At 61.8% G+C, this 20,264-nt stretch carries 4 protein-coding genes; 2 read left to right on the top strand and 2 right to left on the bottom strand.

The annotated features are described in order from the left end of the window. Positions 1–112: 112 nt before the first annotated feature. A complete protein-coding gene (locus PSPTO_RS11160) occupies positions 113–2,344 on the top strand; it encodes a TonB-dependent siderophore receptor (RefSeq protein WP_005769699.1) in 2,232 nt (743 codons plus the stop codon). A 325-nt stretch (positions 2,345–2,669) separates the two neighbouring features. Then, positions 2,670–5,081: a TonB-dependent siderophore receptor gene (locus PSPTO_RS11150; RefSeq protein ID WP_046463309.1), complete on the top strand. Its 2,412-nt coding sequence runs from the start codon at positions 2,670–2,672 to the stop codon at positions 5,079–5,081. Between the two features lie 98 nt (positions 5,082–5,179). On the opposite strand, the gene PSPTO_RS11140 is transcribed toward PSPTO_RS11150, so the two are convergent. Both PSPTO_RS11140 and PSPTO_RS11135 read right to left on the bottom strand, forming a co-directional pair. Then, positions 5,180–13,807: an amino acid adenylation domain-containing protein gene (locus PSPTO_RS11140; RefSeq protein WP_011103873.1), complete on the bottom strand. Its 8,628-nt coding sequence runs from the start codon at positions 13,805–13,807 to the stop codon at positions 5,180–5,182. Position 13,808: 1 nt separating this feature from the next. After that, positions 13,809–20,264 carry a non-ribosomal peptide synthetase gene (locus PSPTO_RS11135; protein WP_011103872.1) on the bottom strand — a complete coding sequence of 2,152 codons (6,456 nt, stop codon included), beginning with the start codon at positions 20,262–20,264 and terminating at the stop codon, positions 13,809–13,811.

Below are 20,264 nucleotides of genomic sequence, written 5' to 3'. Positions count from 1 at the left end.
TTCCCAATAAAAAAGTTGCTCACCTTTGCCCTGTCGATGGCTGAACCAGACTGCGCAAACCTGAACAACGCTCCCGATCTCCTTGCCGATACCCACTGGAAAGAGCCAATTCATGCACAACCCGTCACGCCTCACCCCGCTCAGCAATGCGTTGCTGCTCCGTCAGATGTTCCGTTCCCGGCCATCCATGGCGGCCATGGGTCTTGCGCTCTGCATGCCAGTCGCCACACAGGCGCAGGAAGCCGCCGCAGACGGTTCGACCCAGACAGCCACGGTCAATCTGGCGCCGACTGCAATCGACTCGCAGTACCTGGGCACCGCCACTGACGGCACCGGCTCGTACACCACGGGCGCGGTGAGCATCGGCAAGGGCGCGCCGCAGTCGCTGCGTGAAACGCCGCAATCGGTAAGCGTGATGACTCGGCAGGTCATGGATGACAACAACCTCAACAGCTTGAGCAAAGTGCTGGAAGACACCCCCGGTATCTCCTTCCAGTACCGCAACTTCGGCGGCCACGTGTACACCTCTCGTGGCTTCTCGTTGCTGGCGGAAAGCTTTCTGGTCGACGGCATAGGCGGTCAGGGCTATCAGATCACCGGCTGGATGCAGCCGGACATGGCCATTTATGACCGCGTGGAAGTGCTGCGAGGTGCGTCCGGCCTGCTGGTCGGTGCCGGTCAGCCCGGCGGTGCGGTCAATCTGGTGCGCAAACGCCCGACGGCAGACAACAAGTTCTCGATCACGACTCGCGCAGGTTCGTGGGACCAGTATCGCGTCGATCTGGACGGCAGCGGCAAGCTCAATGATTCGGGCACGGTGCGCGGGCGCATGGTGGCGGCCTACGATGACAGCGGTTCCTACCTCGACGGCCGCGACAGCCGCACCCCGTTGCTGTACGGCATTGTCGAAGCCGACGTGAGCGATGACACCACCCTGACCATGAGCCTGCGCCGCCAGGAACAGGTCATCAACGGCTACTCGATCTACGGCCTGCCGCGCTACAGCAACGGCCAGTCGCTGGGTCTGTCGCGCTCGACCAACCTGGCGCAGAAGTGGAACCGTCTCGAAAGCGACATGACCGAGGTCTTTACCGAAGTGGCGCACCGCTTCAATGAAGACTGGATCAGCAAGACGTCGTTGACCTATTCGCAGGGTGGGTTTGATCAGGCTATTGCGTTTGCAAGGGGAGCGGTCAACCCTACGACACTGGCAGGCTCTACCTTCCAGAACACACTCTTTCGCAGAGACGAAGTGGACAGCACCGGCCTGAACACTCAACTGGAAGGAAACTTCAACGCTTTCGGCCTCGAGCATCAGGTGACGCTGGGCGCCGACTGGTCGAAACAGAACGCCAATACGCATCAGGCTACTGCCCCAACCCGATCCGCGATCAACATTTTCGACGTCAACCAGAACGCTTTCGCCAAGCCAGCGCGTCCGGCCTGGACCACCGACATCGACACCACCGAAGAACGCGCGGGCCTGTACGCCAACACGCGTATTCACCTGAGCGAGCCGTTGAGCGTGGTGCTGGGCACTCGTCTGAGCTGGTACGACTACACGTACGACGTCAAAACCGGCGCAGCCAACAGTTACGAATCCAAACAGACCCAGGAATTCACCCCGTTCGCGGGCGTGATCTACGACATCAATGACAGTTGGTCGTGGTACGCCAGCTACGCCGATATCTTCACACCGCAGGCCAACTATGTCACCGCTGGCGGCTCGCCACTGGACCCGGCCATCGGCTCCAACTACGAAACCGGCTTCAAGGGTGAGCTGTTCGACAAGCGCATGAACCTGTCGATGGCGCTGTTCTACATCAAGCAGAAAGATGTGGCCGGTGTCGACGTAAACACGACTCAGCTCTGCCCGACCAGCTCCGACGGCTCCTGCTACCTGCAGGACGGCATCAGTCGCAGCAAGGGTGTCGACGTTGAAGCCAGCGGCGAAGTGCTGCCGGGACTGCAAGTGTTCGGCGGCTATACCTTCAACATGCTGCGCAACAACGGTGACTCGGATGTCGCGTACGAAACGCCGAAACACATGTTGCGCCTCAACACCAGCTACAACCTGCCGGGCGCCTGGAACCGCCTGACGCTGGGCACCGGCGTGTCGGCGGATTCGGGCTACGAAGTGCCGTCCAACAAACAGCTGGGTGTCGCTGGCAAGGCCGTCTGGGATGCGCGGGCCTCGTGGAAACTGGACGAAAACTGGAAAGTGTCGCTCAACGCCGAAAACCTCTTCGACCGCAAGTACTACAGCACCTCGATCGCCAACGACCGCTCCAACGTCTACGGCGAACCGCGCAGCTACGTCCTGACCTTGCGGGGGGATTTCTGATCTGAGTCTGGCTCCACAGATCGAGCCCATGCCTCGCGTGGGCATGCACTCCCGGCCGCTCCGCGTCCGACCTTGAGTGCTTGGCGCGGCGCAGATTTGTGGCGCGGAGCGTCACGCAAGGCATTCCCACTGGAGCGTGCGGAACGATAGGTGTCCATAAGAACACCTATCGTGCCAATGCTCCGCGTTGGCATGCCTTTCTGGACGCTCTGCGTCCGGTTTTGATGTGCGACCCGGTGTCGGCTTATGATGCAGACCTGTGTGCACGACCAAACTGCGCAAATACATTATCCTGCACCCTCGCTTTCAACGAGTCATCCCTCCCATGCCAACACCCTCCAACCGTCTGCGCACAGGACGCGTGAAAACGCGTGGCCTGCGTCTGGGCGGGATGGGGCTGGTGCTGGCATTGGCTTTTCAGGGCGAGGCACTGGCTGAAGAGTTCGAGTTCGATATCCCCGCACAGGCCCTGAACAGCGCCCTCAAGGAACTGGGGCGGCAAGGCGACCTGCAAATCCTCTACAACCCCGACGATGTGAACGGCAAGCTCGGCAGCGCGGTGCACGGCAGGTTGACGCCTGAACAGGCAGTGGCGGACCTGCTGAAAAAAGCCGACGTGGCACACAGCTTCGAGGCCAACACCCTGATCCTCGGCGTCGCCGCCTCCGCGCAGCCCATGAACCTGGGGCCGGTGGCGATCAAAGGCGACCATTTCGGCATCACCACCGAAGGCAGCGGTTCGTATGCGGCCACCGGTATCAGCATCAACAAGACCGCACAATCATTGCGCGATACCCCGCAGTCAGTCACCGTCGTGACCCGTCAGTTGATGAACGACAAGAACCTCACCGGCCTGGACGAGGTGATGGCGCAAACGCCCGGCATCACTTTTTCGCAACGCAACTTTGGCTCTCATGTGTTCAGCTCACGCGGCTTTGCGCTGGAAGACGAGAGCTACACCATCGACGGCGTGGCCGGTCAGGGTTACAGCGTGACCGGCTGGATGACCCCGGACATGCAAATCTACGACCGCGTCGAGGTGCTGCGTGGCGCAGCCGGGTTGCTGATCGGTGCGGGCAACCCCGGTGGCGCGGTCAATCTGGTGCGCAAGCGGCCGACCGCCCTCCCGCAGTTTTCGATCACCACCCGCGCCGGCAGTTGGGACCAGTACCGCGTCGATCTGGACGGCAGCAGCAAGCTCAACGATTCGGGCAGCGTGCGCGGGCGCTTTGTAACCTCTTACGAAGACCGTGGCTCTTTCATCGACGGGCTGCAAAAAACCGCGCCGCTGCTGTACGGCATTCTGGAAACCGACCTGAGCGAAGACACTACTCTGACCCTGGGTCTGCGCCATCAGAGCGCGGACATTCACGGCTTTTCGATTTTCGGCCTGCCCCGCTACAGCAACGGCAAGGCTATCGATCTGCCGCGCTCCACCTCGCTGGCCCAGAACTGGAACCGCCACCAGACGCGGACCGACGAAGTGTTCAGTGAGCTGGAGACACACTTTGACGAGAACTGGAGCGGCACGCTGTCAGCGACCCACTCCGAGGGCGCGTTCGAGCAGAAAGTCGCCTATGCACAAGGGGCCATAGACCCTGCGACGCAAAGCGGTTCGCGACTGGTCAAAACCCTGTTTCGCTCGGACGCGCTGCGAAGCGACGGTTTCGACAGCCATCTGGATGGTCGTTTCGATGCCTTTGGCCTGACCCATCAGGTGATGGTCGGTGGCAATTGGTCCGAGCAAAAACGTGATTCTCGCTACGCCACGGTCAACGCCAATCAACCGCTGGACATCTTCAATACCGATCACAACGCGATTACCGAACCTGCGCGCCCGGCCTGGCGCAGCACCGATTACAGCGACAAGCGTTATGGCGTTTACAGCAACCTGCGCCTGAGCCTGACCGAGTCGTTGAGCCTGGTCATGGGTGGGCGAGTCAGTTGGTATGACTATCAGAGCCAGTCCGCAGGCGTGACCACTCGCGCCCAGGAAAACAATCAGGTCACGCCGTTTCTGGGTGTGATCTACGACCTGAACCGCGACTGGTCGTGGTATGCCAGCTACACCGATATCTTTCTGCCGCAGAGCGGTTATCGCAGCGCATCCGGCGCATTCCTTGACCCGGCGATCGGCGCCAGCCATGAAACCGGTATCAAGGGCGAGCTGTTCGACAAGCGCCTGAATGTGTCTTTTGCGCTGTTCTATGTGAAACAGAAAGACGTGGCGGTCGAGGACGATGCCCATGCAGGCCAGTGCCTGAGCAACGACGCTTACGGCACCTGCTATGTGAATGGCGACATCCGGCGCAGCAAGGGTATCGACATGGAAATCAGTGGCGAGCCGCTGCCTGGGTTGCAGACCCTGGCCGGTTACACTTTCAACCTTACACGCGGCAGCGATGGGCAATCTATTTCGGCAGAAACACCCCGGCATATGGTGCGCCTGTCCAGCAGCTACACCCTGCCCGGCACCTGGCGTCGCCTGACTGTCGGTGCCGGTGTGTCGGCGCAGAGCGGCTACTCGGAACACGAGACGACCCAGCCCATCGACAACCCTGGCCGCGCCATCTGGGACGCGCGGGCCTCGTGGAAGATCGACGAACACTGGTCAGTGGCCCTCAACGGCAACAACCTGCTGGATCATAAATACTACAAGGCCACCGGCGACATCGACCGCGGCAACTACTACGGAGACCCGCGCAACTACGTCATGACGTTGCGCGGGGATTTTTAGCAGACTGGCGATCAAGACCGAACGCGGAGCGTCGCACGATAGTTGAGATTATCGTTCCTCACGCTCCAGCGTGGGACTGCCGTTCGTGACGCTCTGCGTCACGCAAGCCGTTCGGCAAGCCCCTGCAGAAAAGCCTCCGCGAGCACCACGTTGTCATGCCGCTGATCAACCGTTGTCGAGCTGCGGAGCCCGTTCACTGAGCACTGTTCAAGCAGCACCGTTTCAGCTTTGGCAATCTGCCCGGGCGCGCGGCTCTGCCCGGCCCACCAGCAATCGGCCTGTACGTTGAGCTTTTTCAGGGTAAACGCCTGGCTTAGTTGCGCGTTGGCTTCCAGTAATTTGTAACCGGTTTCGATCTCGTCCTGTACGGCGATGTCCTGGAAGATGCTGCGCAGGTTGTCGGCGTTCATTCCGGCTTGCTGTGCAACTTCGTCCACCACCCAGTCAATCACCTCGCCCTCGCTGGCAACCGAGTGCCGAGCGGTGTCGATCAGGCCGACAATCGACGCTTCCTGCAAGCCCGGCACAAACGCCTGCAAGCTTTTGATCAGGCTGCGGTAATAGTTTTCGCCCTGTTTCTGTGTGGTGACTTCAGGCGCTTCCTCGACCCACTCCATCGCCAGCGACGCAGGCAGTTGCGTGTCCACCAGCCCGAGAAAACTCACCGTGTCGCCCTCACGCTCGAGTACATGCGCCACCTCGATAGCCAGCGCGCCGCCCATCGACCAGCCCAGCAGGTTGTAAGGCCCCTGCGGCTGTGTCGTACGAATCTGCTCGACGTAATAAGCGACCATTTCCTGCCAGGACGTATCGAACCAGCCCGGCACCACGTAGGCCTTGTTGACCAGCCCGTAAACCGGTCGGCTGTCGCTCAATTGACCCGCCAGCGGGTAATACGAGTACGTGCCGCCGCCGCCCGGTGGCAGGCAAATCAGTGGCGCAGCGCCCGATTGATTGGCGTTCATGGCGATAACGGCTGACTTGACCCTGGCCTCATCGGCGCGCATGAAATCGGCCAGTTCACCGAGGGTCTGCATCAGCAGAAAATCATGCAGCTTGATGGAGATATCGAACGTCTCGCGAATCCTCCCCGCCAGCGAAACTGCCAGTAGCGAGTGCCCGCCCAGCGCGAAGAAGTTGTCGTTCAGACCGACCTGTTCGACCTGCAATACCTGCTGCCACAGCGCCGCCAAACGCTGCTCGAATTCCGTACGCGGCGCGACGTAACCCTGCTGCGACCGGCTGACATCCGGTTTGGGCAGTGCCCGGCGATCCAGCTTGCCGTTGGCGGTCAGCGGCATCACATCAATGAAGACAAACCAGGTCGGCACCATGTAATCCGGCACGTGAGCCTTGAGATGCGTCTTCAAGGCTTCGCGCAGAACGTCCGGGCCTTGATCAAGGTCGGCCAGCACAAGATACGCAACAAGCTGTTTGCCGGAAGGCCCGTCGATGTCGATCACATTGGCTTCGCGCACGCCTGCATGCTCATGCAGGCGCGCTTCAATTTCGCCCAGCTCGATGCGCAGGCCACGAATCTTCACCTGATGGTCGATACGCCCGGCGTATTCGATAACGCCTTCGTTGCGATAGCGCGCCAGATCTCCGGTGCGATAAAGACGCCCGCCCTGCTCGTCAAACGGATCGGGCACAAAACGCTCGGCGGTCAGCGCCGCACGGTTGTGATAACCCCGCGCCAGACCCACGCCGCCCAGATACAGCTCTGCCGCAACGCCTTGCGCGGCGGGCAGCAAACCGTCATCCAGAATGTGGGTTTTCAGGTTGTCGATAGGGCGACCAATCGGCACGCTGAGCACGTCGTCCGTGGTACAGGTCCAATGCGTCACGTCGATAGCGGCTTCGGTCGGGCCGTAAAGGTTATACAGACTTGCCTGCGGCAGACGCTTGAGCACCTGACCAGCCAGTTCGGCAGGCAATGCTTCACCGCTGCACACCACACGACGCAGGCTGTTACAGCTTTCTACCTGCGGATGAGTCAGAAACGCCTGCAGCATCGACGGGACAAAGTGCAGCGTCCTGATCTGATGTTCCTGGATGGTCTGCACCAGCCGCTCGGGGTCGCGATGATCACCCGGCAGCGCCACTGCCAGACGTGCGCCGGTCAGCAACGGCCAGAAAAATTCCCAGACCGACACGTCGAAACTGAACGGGGTTTTCTGCAAAACAGTGTCGCTACCGTCCAGCGCATAAGCCTTTTGCATCCAGTGCAAACGGTTGACCAGAGCGCGATGGCTGTTGCCCGCGCCTTTTGGTTTGCCGGTCGAACCGGAGGTGTAAATCACATAGGCCAGATTCTGCGGATGACTGAGGTTGACCGGGTTGGCAGTGCTGTAGCCGGCCAGCCAGTCGCCGTCCTGATCCAGGCAAATGCTCTGCACGTGCTCAGGAACCGGCAGGCATTCCAGCAACGAAGTCTGGGTCAGCAGCAAGCCAATCCCGCTGTCCTGCATCATGTACGCCAGCCGATCCTCGGGGTAATCCGGGTCCAGCGGCACGTACGCGCCACCAGCCTTGATGATCGCCAGCAAACCGATGACCAGTTCCAGGCTGCGCTCAACGCAAATCCCCACCAGCACATCCGGCCCGACGCCCGCTTCACGCAAGCGATGGGCAAGCTGATTGGCGAGGGCATTGAGTTGCGCGTAGCTCAGTTGTTCGGCCGCAAAGATCAGCGCCGGGGCATTTGGCGTGGCCAGCACCTGGGCTTCGATCAGGCTGTGCAGGCAGTGTTCGTTCGGGAAGTCGGCAGTGGTCGTGTTCCAGCTACGCAATACCTGTTGCTGTTGGTGATCATCCAACAGCGCCAGCTCGCCAATCGCCGCCTGCGGATCACGCGCCAGCGCCTGCAAAACCTGCCGCAGATGCGCCGACAACTGCGCCATGTGCAGCTCGCTGAAAGACTGACGGGCATAGCTGAAACGCATCGACAACGTTTCGCCCAGATTGACCACCAGGGTCAACGGGTAATGAGTCTGCTCCTGCGTGTGCAGGCCGCCGAACACCAGCCCCTGCGGCGCGGACTGCTGTAATGCCTCGGACACCGGGTAGTTTTCGAACACCAGAATGTTGTCGAACAGCGCCTCGCCAGCACTGCGTGCCCAGCGTTGAATGTCGTATAGCGGCGTGTGTTCATGCTCACGCAGGGCGATGTTCTTGGCCTGCACCTGCTGCACCCAGTCCGCCACCCGCTGTTCCGGGCGCGGGCTGGCGATCACCGGCAGGGTGTTGATGAACAACCCCAATTGCTCTTCGACGCCCGGCAGTTCAGCCGGACGCCCAGCCACAGTTGCGCCGAAGGTCACGCTGGATTGGCCGGTGTAGCGTTGCAACACCAGCAACCAGGCCGACTGCACCAGCGTATTGAGGGTGACGCGCTGTTCGCGGGCGAACTCGCTCAACTGGCGGGTATTCTCGGCATCAATCAGTTGCAGATAATCGCCATGCCCCTGCCCGTTCTCTGGCGCTTTGAACGCTTGAACCAGCCGGGTCGGCTCGTCCAGCCCGGCCAGCTGGCCGGTCCAGAAACGTTCGCTGAGCGCAGCATCCTGACGTTGCAGCCATTCGATGTAATCGCGATAACGACTGACCTGCCTCGGCAGCGTCTGGCCGCTGTAGCGTTGCAGCACTTCGCCCAGCAGCCGCGAGCTGCTCCAGCCGTCCATGAGGATGTGATGGCTGGTGTAGATCAGTTGATGCGTCTGCTCGCCGGTACGCAACACGGCCAGACGTAATAATGGCCCTTGAGTCAGATCGAAGCCCTGCTGACGGTCCGCATTCGCCCAATCGTCAACCCACTCGCTGGCTTGCCCGCGAGCATCCCGCTCGACAAACGGCATGCTCACATCGCGCAACACCACTTGCAGCGACTGCTCCAAGTGACTGACAAACCCGCTGCGCAGCACCTCTTGGGCATCCAGTGTTGCCTGCCAGGCGGCACGGAAACGCGGCACGTCCAGGCCGCTGACTTCGACGCGCATCTGGTTGATGTAATTGCCCGCTTCCTGCTCGAACAGGGTGTGAAACAGCATGCCCTGCTGCATCGGCGCCAGCGGGTAGATGTCCTCGATCTGCGCCGCAGGCATCGGCAACCGGCTCAGCTGCGACTGGGTCAGGCGCGCCAGCGGGAAGTCCGAAGGAGTTACCCCAGCCACGCCTTCGGTGGTGCAATGCGCAATCAATTGTTGCAGTTCAACCGCGTATTCGTCGGCCAGCCGCTGCACGGTGTCACGTTCAAATACCGCACCACTGAAGGTCCAGCTCAGGCGCAATTGGCCGCCATACACCTGACCATTGAGGCTGAGCGGCGCAGCCAGTGGCGCATCGGCACTCTGCGACGCGCCACTGCTGTCGGCCGAGGGCGTGAACAGCGCGCCTTGTGCGTCAAAGCTGCCGTCGAACTGGCCCAGGTAATTGAACACGATGCTGCCTTGCGGCAGTGCTTGCAGGGTGCGCCGTGCCGATTCGCTGCCCAGATAACGCAACGCGCCGTAACCAATGCCCTTGTCAGGCACTGCGCGCAATTGCTCCTTGATGGTCATGATCGACTCGGCCAGCGTGGCCTGCGGGGTGAGCCGGACCGGGTACAGGTTGCTGAACCAGCCGACCGTGCGGGTGATGTCCAGCGCGTCGAACAGGTCCTCGCGGCCATGCCCTTCCAGACGAATCAGCGCGTGCGGCTGCGCAGTCCAGCGGCTGACCACCCGCGCCAGCGCGGTCAGCAGCAGGTCGTTGATCTGCGTGCGATAGGCCGCTGGTGCGTCTTGCAGCAGTTGCCGGGTCAGTTCGCCATTCAGTTGCGTGGCCACTGACAGCGCGTGCTTCTGTTGCTGGCCGCCGTGCGGGTAATCGCAAGGCAAGGCGTCGCTGACCTCCTGCAACTGCGCCTGCCAGTAACCCAGTTCCTGCTCCAGCGCCGGGCTTTGCGCATAGGCCTGCAAATGTTCGGCCCAGCTTTTCAGCGAGCTGGTTTTCGCCGGCAGCGACAATGGCCTGCCTGCCACGATGGCGACATAAGCCTGTTGCAGGTCTTCAAGCAACACGCGCCACGACACGCCGTCCACCGCCACATGGTGAATCACCAACAGCAGACGCTGCTCACCCTGCGGCAGGTCGATCAGCACTGCACGCAACAAGGGGCCGTTTTTCAGGTCCAGGCTGCGTTGCGCTTCATCAGCCAGTTCGCTCAGGCGCTCGACACTGTCCAGTTCATGAGTCCACAGCACGTCACGCGTGTTCAGCGCGCCGAACGCGGCCTGCCACTGGCCGTTTTGTTGCGTGAAACCGAGGCGCAGCGCGTCATGCTGTTCGATCAGCGCGGTGAGTGCCGCTTGAAGAGGGATTGCATCCAGCGTTTGCAGGGGCTTGAGCATCAGCGCCTGATTCCAGTGCTGACGCTCAGGGATGTCCTTTTCAAAGAAACGCGCCTGAATCGGCAGCAGCGGCAGCGAACCGCTGACCTGCTCTGCCGCCGCTGCGGGCTTTTTCTCGATCAGTCTGGCCACAGAAGCCAGTTGGCCGATGGTCTGTTTTTCGAACAATTGCTTAGGGCTGAGCTTGATGCCCTGACGCTTGGCGCGGGCAATGATTTGCAGACTGAGGATCGAATCGCCGCCCAGTTCGAAGAAGTTGTCGGTGCTGCCGACCTGCTCCAGCTTCAGAACGTCGGCCCACACGGCGGCGAGCTTTTCTTCGATCTCGCCGACCGGTGCGGTATAGCGCTGTTTGACTACGCCCGGCTTGGGCAAGGCGCGTTTGTCGAGCTTGCCGTTGGCGGTCAGTGGCAGCTTTTCAAGCAACATGAACTGCGCGGGCACCAGGTATTCCGGCAGACGCGCCGCCAGTTGCTCGCGCAGAGATTCAACGTTCAGGCGCACACCCACCGCCGCGACGCAATACGCCACCAGTTGCAGACGTGTTTCGTCGCTTTCCAGCGGCTGGGCCAGCACCACGGCTTCGGCGACGTTTTCCAGGGTTTGCAACACCTGACCGACTTCGCCCGGCTCGACCCGATAACCGCGGATTTTCACCTGATCATCCGCACGACCCAGGTACTCCAGCACGCCATCCACCCAGCGCGCTCGGTCGCCAGCCCGATACAGACGCTGGCCATCGGCGTCCGGGTCCGGCACGAAGCGTTCGGCGGTCATCGCCGCACGGCCCAGATAGCCCTGCGCCAACCCTTGACCGCCCAGGTACAGCTCGCCCGACACACGTTCGGCGACCGGGTTCAGATAGGCGTCCAGCACCCGCGCCTTGCAGTTAGCCAAGGGCTGACCGACCGGCACGCTGCGGCAGGCATTGAGACGCTCCGCCACCTCATGGGTGAGGATGCCGACCGTGGTTTCGGTCGGGCCATAGTGATTGACGATCCGGCAGCCCGGTTTCAGCGCGCGGACTTGCTCGATCAACGCCCAGGAACTGGCCTCGCCACCCAGCATCAGCAACTGGCTCGGCAGTACGTCGGCCGGGTGTGCGGCTTGCAGCAAGCCCTGCAAATGGCTGGGCACAATCTTCAGCACTTCAACCTGATGCTCGGCCATGTAGCGGGCAAAACCGTCAGGGTCGAACGCTTGCTCGTGGGACAGCAGATGCAGCGGGCGCCCGGACGCCAGCGCACCGAACAGCAGCGTATGGCCCAGGTCTGCGGCGACCGTCGAGACCATCGCCATGCTCGCCCCGTCATTCAGCGACAGGCGCGCAAGCACGCCCTGTACGTAATTAGCCAGCGCGCCGTGGCTGATCACCACGCCCTTCGGCTGCCCGGTGGAGCCGGAGGTGTAGATGATGTAAGCCGGTTGCTCGGCGATGATGCGCACGCTCAGCTCACCGCCATCGACCTCGGACCACAACGCAGCATCGAAGGCCAGCACCGGGCACACACCCAATTGCGCAGCCTTGTCGTCGCCGGACGCGTGAATCAACAATGCCGCGCCGCTGTCACGGGTTAGTTGCTGCAAACGCTCGGCGGGCTGCGCGCTGTCCAGCGGCAGGTAAACGGCACCGAGTTTGAGCACCGCCAGCAGGCTGACCACCCACTCCACAGAGCGGTCCAGGCACAGCGCAACGGCCATGCCCGGCTGGATGTCCTGCGTATGCAGGTAGCGAGCGAACTGATTACTGCGCTGTTCAAGTTCGTCAAAGCTCAGCGTTTGCTGCCCCACACGCAAGGCGGTCTTGCCGCGCCCGATGTGCAGGCCCTGTTGCCAGAGGCTGAGGAAGTCGCGGCAGGCAAAATCAGCGCTCTGCTCAGCGGCGGGCAACGAAACGGTTTGCGGCTGATCGGCCAGACGCTGGTCAGTGTCCGCGACCAGCGCTTGCAGCACAGCACGCAGTGCGTTGGCCATGCGCTCGATGGTCGGTGGCTCGAACAGGTCGGTGGCGTAGGTGAAATAACCGCGTATGCCGCCCGGCGTATCGGTGAAATCGAACGCCAGATCGAAGCGCGCATCGCTGCTGCCCATCGGAAACTCGTCGACGGTCAGGCCCGACACACGTTGCCCACTGTCTTCGGCCGCCAGCACGTGCTGATTGATCTTGAACTGGAACAGCGGGTTGTGGCCCAGGTTACGTTCTGGGGCCAGCGCGTCCACCAGGTGTTCAAAAGGCAGCTCCTGATGCGACTGAGCGCCGGTCACGACCTGTTTCACCTGATCCAGCAATTGCGCAAAGCTCTGCCGCTCGTCCACCTGCACACGCAACACTTGAGTGTTGATGAAGAAGCCGATCAGCCCTTCCAGTTCGCTGCGGGTGCGCCCGGCGTTGGGCGCGCCGATGCGAATATCAGCCTGACCGCTGAAGCGCGACAGCACCACCGACAGCGCCGCCAGCATCAGCATGAACAAGGTCTGGCCGCTGTTGCGCGCCTGGGTTTTCAGTTGTGCGGACAGGTGTTCCGGCAGATCAACACGCACAGTTGCGCCGCGCTGACTGGGCTGCAGCGGACGCTCGTGGTCCAGCGGCAGACTCAGCAACGGATGCTCGCTGCCCAGTTGCTGTTTCCAGTACTCCAGTTGCCGCTCGCCCTCCCCGGCCTCCAGCCAGGCGCGTTGCCAGATGGCGTAGTCGGCGTATTGAATCGCCAACGCAGGCAATTGCGCGGGCTGACCGGACACCTGCGCCTGATACAACTGCACACATTCGCGAATCAGCACTTCGCCGGACCAGCCATCCGATACGATGTGATGCATGCACACCGTCAGAACGTGTTCGGTGTCGCCCAACTGAAACAGTTTGACCCGCAGCAAGGTGCCGCTCAGCAGGTCGAAAGGCTTGTGCAGCTCGGCACGCACCTGGTCTGCAATGTCGGCAGGCTCAACTGAGGCGAACTCAAGCGCGACGGTCGCCTGCTGAAGAATCTCCTGATAGAACGCGCCGTCCTCGGAAACAAACCGCGTGCGCAGGGTTTCGTGGCGCTGCACCAGTTGGTCCAGCGCTGCGCTCAACGCCTGACGGTCCAGCGGACCGCTGAGGCGCACCGCCATGGGAACATTGTAAGCAGCGGTGTCCGGTTCCATCTGCCAGAGGAACAGCATGCGTTGCTGCGCGTAGGACAGCGGGATGCGCGCTGCGCCATGCCGGGTGACGGCGATGGGCAGCAGTTTGAAGCTTTGCCCGGTCTCGTGCATCTTGGCGAGGATCTGCCGCCGCTGTTCCACGGGCAACCCGGTGAAACGCTGGGCGATACGCTCTGCTGCAGACTTGTCCATGTCAGATACCCGCCATTTCATTCATCATTTTTTCGATATCGGACAAGCCGTCCTCGGTCAGCGACAGGCCACTGCTGGCGAAGGCCTGAATAAATTCGTTCAATTGCGGTTTCTCGAAAATCAGGCGCAGCGGGATGTCGATCCCAAGGCCCGTGTGGATTCTGGAAATCAGTTGCGTGGCCAGCAGCGAATGGCCGCCCAGCTCGAAAAAGTCATCGCTCAGCCCGACCCGTTCAACCTTCAATACATCGGCCCAGATCGCCGCCATCTGCTGCTCCTGTTCGCTGACCGGCGCGACGTACTGGCGCTGCAATTGAGTGGCGTCCGGCGCGGGCAGCGCCCGACGATCCAGCTTGCCATTGGCGGTCAGCGGCATGCTGTCCAGCACGATGAAGTGCGTGGGCACCATGTAATCCGGCAGCGACGCTTTCAGATGCGCCTTTAACAGCTCACGCAGGTGATCGCTGCGCTGTTCAACCACCAGATACGCCGCCAGTTGCTTGCCGGACGGACCATCAACGTCGATGACCACCGCTTCCTGAACGCTGTCGTGTTCCAGCAGGCAGGCTTCGATTTCGCCCAGTTCGATGCGCAGGCCGCGAATCTTCACTTGATGGTCGATGCGCCCGGCGTATTCGATCACGCCCTCGTCGCGATAACGCGCCAGATCGCCAGTGCGATAAAGACGCCCGCCCTGCCCGTCAAACGGATCGGGCACAAAACGCTCGGCGGTCAGCGCCGCACGGTTGTGATAACCCCGCGCCAGACCCACGCCGCCCAGATACAGCTCTGCCGCAACGCCTTGCGCGGCAGGCAGCAAACCGTCGTCGAGGATATGGGTTTTCAGGTTGTCGATAGGGCGACCAATCGGCACGCTGAGCACGTCGTCCGTGGTGCAGGTCCAGTGGGTCACGTCGATAGCGGCTTCGGTCGGTCCGTACAGGTTGAACAAGCCGACCTGCGGCAGACGCTTGAGCACCTGGCCGACCAGTTCGGCAGGCAATGCTTCACCGCTGCACATCACACGACTCAGGCTGTTACAGCTTTCTACCTGCGGGTGAGTCATAAACGCCTGCAGCATCGACGGCACAAAATGCAGGGTGGTGACCTCATGTTGGCGGATAGTTTGCACCAGCCGCTCGGGGTCGCGATGATCGCCCGGCAACGCCACGGCCAGGCGTGCGCCGGTCAGGAGCGGCCAGAAGAACTCCCAGACCGATACATCGAAACTGAACGGGGTTTTCTGCAACACCGTATCGCTGTCATCCAGCGCATAGGCCTTTTGCATCCAGTGCAGTCGGTTGACCAGGGCGCGATGGCTGTTGCCTGCGCCCTTGGGCTTGCCGGTCGAACCGGAGGTGTAAATGACGTAGGCCAGGTTCTGCGGATGACTGAGGTTGACCGGGTTGGCAGTGCTGTAACCTTCAAGCCAGTCGCCGTCCTGATCCAGACACATGCTCTGCACCTGAACCGGCAAGCGCTCCAGCAACGACGTCTGGGTCAACAGCAAACCAATGCCGCTGTCCTGCATCATGTACGCCAGCCGATCCTCGGGGTAATCCGGGTCCAGCGGCACGTACGCGCCACCAGCCTTGATGATCGCCAGCAGGCCGATGACCAGTTCCAGGCTGCGCTCAACGCAAATCCCCACCAGCACGTCCGGCCCGACGCCCGCTTCACGCAGGCGATGCGCAAGCTGGTTGGCGCGGGCATTGAGTTGCGTGTAGCTCAGTTGTTCGTCCGCAAAGATCAGCGCCGGGGCATTTGGCGTGGCCAGCACTTGGGCTTCGATCAGGCTGTGCAGGCAAAGCTCACTCGGGAATTGCGCAGCCGTGGCGTTCCACTCACGTACGATCTGCTGCTGTTCGGCAGCGTCAAGCATCGGCACATCAGCGATGCGCTGACCGGCATTGGCGCAAATGGCCTGCAGCAACGCGAGCCAGTGCCCGGCCATGCGTTCAATAGTGCTGCGCTCGAACAGCGCGGTGGCGTAGGTCAGGGCTGCGCTCAGGCCGCCGTTCTGTTCGGCGGTGTTCAGGGTCAGGTCGAACTGCGCCGGGTAGCTCTCCGACACCAGCGCTTCAACCTGCAAACCGGGCAACGCGCGCACTTCGGCGCTGGCCTGGCTCTGGTGGTTGAACATCACCTGAAACAGCGGGCTGTGGCTGAGGCTGCGTTGTGGCTGCAAGGCTTCGACCAGTTGTTCGAACGGCAGCTCCTGATGCGCCTGGGCTTGCAGCGCGGTGTGTTTGACCTGTTGCAGCAGTTCGCTGAAGGTTGTGTGCAAGTCAAATTCGGCGCGCAGCACTTGGGTGTTGACGAAAAAGCCGATCAAGCCTTCGGTTTCCGCGCGGGTGCGGTTGGCAATCGGCACACCGACACGAATGTCCAGCTGGCCGCTGTGGCGATGCAGCAAGGTCTGAAACGACGCCAGCAACAGCATGAACAGTGTGACACCCTGTTGCCGCGCGACCTGTTTCAAGTCGTCGATCAACGCTGGCGCCAGTTCGACCGCCAGCCGCGCACCGACGTGGCTTTGCACGACCGGGCGTGGATGATCGGCAGGCAGCTCCAGAATCGGCTGCTGGTCGCCCAGTTGCTGCTTCCAGTACGCCAGTTGCCGTGCCTGCTCACCGGCGTCCATCCAGCTGCGTTGCCACAGCGCATAGTCGGCGTACTGCATGTCCAGTTCAGCGAGCAGCACCTCGCGGCCCTGGCTGTAGCCTTCGTACAGGCGCACCAGTTCATCGACCATGATCGGCATCGACCAGCCATCGGAGACGATGTGGTGCTGGGTCAGGATCAGCACGTGTTCATCGGCGGCCAGATTCAGCAGGCGAACGCGCAGCAGCGGACCCTGTTCCAGATCGAACGGGCGCTGCATTTCCTGCTCCACACAGGCCTCAAGGGTCTGCCCGGCGGGCACGGATTCAACCGTCAGGGTCAGGGCACGCGGCGCATGAATGATCTGCACCGCCTGTTCGCCCTGCTGGCGGAAGGTGGTGCGCAGGGTTTCGTGACGGGCGATCAGCGCGCTGAAGCTGTGCTCCAGCGCCGCGATGTCCAGCGAGCCGCTCAGGCGCAGGGCTGCAGGAATCGTGTAAGCGGTGCTTTCAGGGTCGAGCTGCCAGAGAAACCACTGACGCTGCTGCGCGTAAGACAAGCCCAGCGGCTGGTTGCGGTCGGCCTTGATGAAGCGTGGCGCGTCATTGCCCTGCCCTGCGCCCGCCGCTTGGGCAAAGGCTGCCAGATCGCGGGCTTCAAACAGGTCGCGTAACGAGAGTTCAACATCCAGTTGCTGACGAATACGCGAGATCACCTGCGTGGCCAGCAACGAATGGCCGCCGAGTTCGAAGAAATTGTCGCTGCGACCGACCTGCCCGACTTTCAGCACATCGGCCCAGATAGCTGCCAACTGCTGCTCCAATTCACCTTGCGGCGCGACGTAGGCCGCCTGCAACTGGCTCGCGTCCGGCGCTGGCAGCGCCTTGCGGTCCAGCTTGCCGTTGGCGGTCAGCGGCAGCTTGTCGAGGAAGATAAAGTGGGTCGGCACCATGTAATCCGGCAGGTTCGCACGGAGCTCGGCTTTCAGGGTTTCACGTAGCGCTTGTTGATCCTGGTCAGGCTGAGCCGGCAGCAGATACGCCGCCAGTTGCCCGTCCACGGCCAGCACAATCACTTCGCGCACAGCCGAATGCGCTTGCAGCCGCGCTTCGATTTCGCCCAGTTCGATGCGGAAGCCACGGATTTTCACTTGATGGTCGATACGCCCGGCGTATTCGATGGTTCCTGCGGTTTTATAACGGGCCAGATCGCCGGTGCGATACAAACGGCCGCCGTCGTTGGAGAACGGATCTGGCACAAAGCGCTCAGCGGTCAGTGCAGCACGGTGGTGATAACCCCGCGCCAGACCGGCATGGCCAATGTGCAGTTCGCCGCTGCAACCCTGGGCGACCGGGTTGAAATCGGCGTCCAGCACGTACCACGACAGGTCCGCAATCGCCTCGCCAATCGGGCTGGCCGGGTTGTGCGTATCGGCCAGGGTGATGGGCCTGTAGGTCACATGCACGGTAGTTTCGGTAATGCCGTACATGTTGATCAGTCGTGGCATCTGATCGCCGAAGCGTGCGAACCACGGCTTGAGGCTGGCGACGTCCAGCGCTTCGCCGCCGAAGATGACTTTTTGTAACGACATCGGCACAGGCGAATCACAAGCCACGCGCATCAATTGCTTGAAGGCGGATGGCGTCTGGTTAAGCACCGTGACCTGCTGGTCAACCAGCAGCGCATGGAACTCTTCCGGCGAACGGGTTACCTCGCGAGGCACGATGACCAGTCGGCCACCGTGCAGCAGCGCGCCGAAAATCTCCCAGACCGAGAAGTCGAATGCGAAGGAATGGAACAGCGTCCAGACGTCTTTTTCGTTGAACTTGAACCAGTCGTCCGTAGCCGCGAACAGGCGCATCAGGTTGTGATGAGCCAGCAAGGTGCCTTTGGGTTTGCCGGTCGAACCTGAGGTGTAAATCACGTAGGCCAGATTGTCTGGCGAGGTCTGGTTGATCGGGTTTTCGGTGCTGTAGCCATCTAGCGCATCCGCCAGATCCAGCGTCTGAACGTGTGCAGGAATCGGCAACTGACCCAGCAACTGCGTTTGGGTCAGCAACAATTCGATACCGCTGTCCTGCATCAGGAAGCTCAAGCGATCCTGCGGGTAATCCGGGTCCAGCGGCACGTACGCGCCCCCGGCCTTGAGGATCGCCAGCATCCCCACGATCATCTCCAGGCTGCGCTCAGCCGCAAGCCCCACGCGAACATCCGGGCCGACGCCCTGCTCGCGCAGTTTGTGGGCCAACTGGTTGGCGCGGCTGTTGAGTTGCTGGTAGCTCAATTGCTCGGCACCCAAGCTCAGGGCAATGGCCTGCGGGGTGCGTTCTGCCTGGGTTTCGATGCGTTGATGGGCGCACTGCTCAGTCGGGTAAACCGCAAGCTTGTGGTTCCAGTCGCGCAGGGTATTCTGCCGCTCTTCAACGCTCAGCAATGGCAAGTCGGCGATGCGCTGATTGGCGTCGCGGCACATGCCGCTCAGCAGGTTGCGCCAGTGCCCGGCCATGCGCTCGATGGTTGTGGCGTCGAACAGGTCGGTGGCGTAGGTCAGCGAGGCAGCCAGGCCGTTCTGGCGTTCGCAAGTGTCCAGGGTCAGGTCGAACTGCGCGGTGTGCTTGTCCGACACCTGATACTCCAGGCGCAGACCGGCCAGCTCGCGGGCTTCGTTGTAGCCTTCGCTCTGGTGGTTGTAGGCCACTTGAAACAGCGGGCTGCGGCTCAGGTCGCGCTGCGGCTGCAAGGCTTCGACCAGTTGCTCGAACGGCAGGTCCTGATGGGCCTGGGCCTGCACGGCAGTCTGTTTGATCTGTTGCAGCAGGTCGGCCACGGTGGTCTGCGCGCCGAACTCGGCCTTGAGCACCTGGGTATTGACGAAGAAGCCGATCAGCCCTTGGGTTTCGCTGCGGGTGCGGTTGGCGACGGGTACGCCAACGCGTATGTCGGCCTGACCGCTGTAGCGGTGCAGCAAGGTCTGCAACGACGCCAGCAACAGCATGAACAGGGTGATGCCCTGCTGCCGCGCCAGTGCCTTGAGGGTGTTCAAAAGCGCGGCGTCCAGTTCGATGTTCAGTCGCGCGCCGTCGTAGCTGCGCAGCGCCGGGCGCGGTCGATCGGTGGGTAATTCAAGAATCGGCTGCTGATCGCCCAGTTGCTGCGTCCAGTAAGCCAGTTGGCGTTCCTGCTCGCCCATCTCCAGCCAGTTACGCTGCCAGATCGCGTAGTCGGCGTACTGGATTGGCAGTTGGGCCAGTTCGGCCTCGCGACCCAGCGAGGCGGCCTGATAGCACTGCATCAGCTCGTCAACCATGATCGGCATCGACCAGCCATCGGAGACGATGTGGTGCTGGGTCAGCACCAGCACGTGTTCCTGTTCGCTCAGTTCAAGCAGCCTGACCCGCAACAGCGGCCCATGTTGCAGATCGAAAGGCCGCTGTACTTCCAGATCAACATAGCTTTCGACCGTTTCGCCCAGCGCCAGTTGATCAACGTTGAGCGCAAACGGCGACGCGGGATGCACCACCTGCAACGCCTCGTCGCCCTGCTGTTCAAACGTGGTGCGCAGGGTTTCGTGACGCTCGATCAGCTGTTCAACGCTGCGCCGCAACGCCTCGACATCCAGCGCGCCATGCAGGCGCAGCGCCAGCGGAATGTTGTAGGCCGCGCTGTGCGGTTCCAGTTGCCAGATGATCCATTGCCGCTGCTGCGCATACGACAGCGCAGACGCTGCCGGCGTCTCTCGTCTGGCAATCGGCGTGACCCCGTAGAGATTCACCCCCTGGCGCTTGAGCAGGATCGCCAGCGCCTTGCGTTCACGGGCGGACAGCGATTTAACGGAGTCAAGCAACTGTTGCAC

The organism is Pseudomonas syringae pv. tomato str. DC3000, from assembly GCF_000007805.1.
In the GTDB taxonomy this organism is placed as follows: Bacteria; Pseudomonadota; Gammaproteobacteria; order Pseudomonadales; family Pseudomonadaceae; genus Aquipseudomonas; species Aquipseudomonas avellanae.
Note: the sequence above shows the minus strand (reverse complement) of the source record. Positions and strands in the feature narration are given on the sequence as shown.

Excerpts from the sequence above, each read along its gene's own strand:
- PSPTO_RS11160 (WP_005769699.1), top strand. The coding sequence starts at position 113 with ATGCACAACCCGTCACGCCTCACCCCGCTCAGCAATGCGTTGCTGCTC.
- PSPTO_RS11150 (WP_046463309.1), top strand. The coding sequence starts at position 2,670 with ATGCCAACACCCTCCAACCGTCTGCGCACAGGACGCGTGAAAACGCGT.
- PSPTO_RS11140 (WP_011103873.1), bottom strand. The coding sequence starts at position 13,807 with ATGGACAAGTCTGCAGCAGAGCGTATCGCCCAGCGTTTCACCGGGTTG.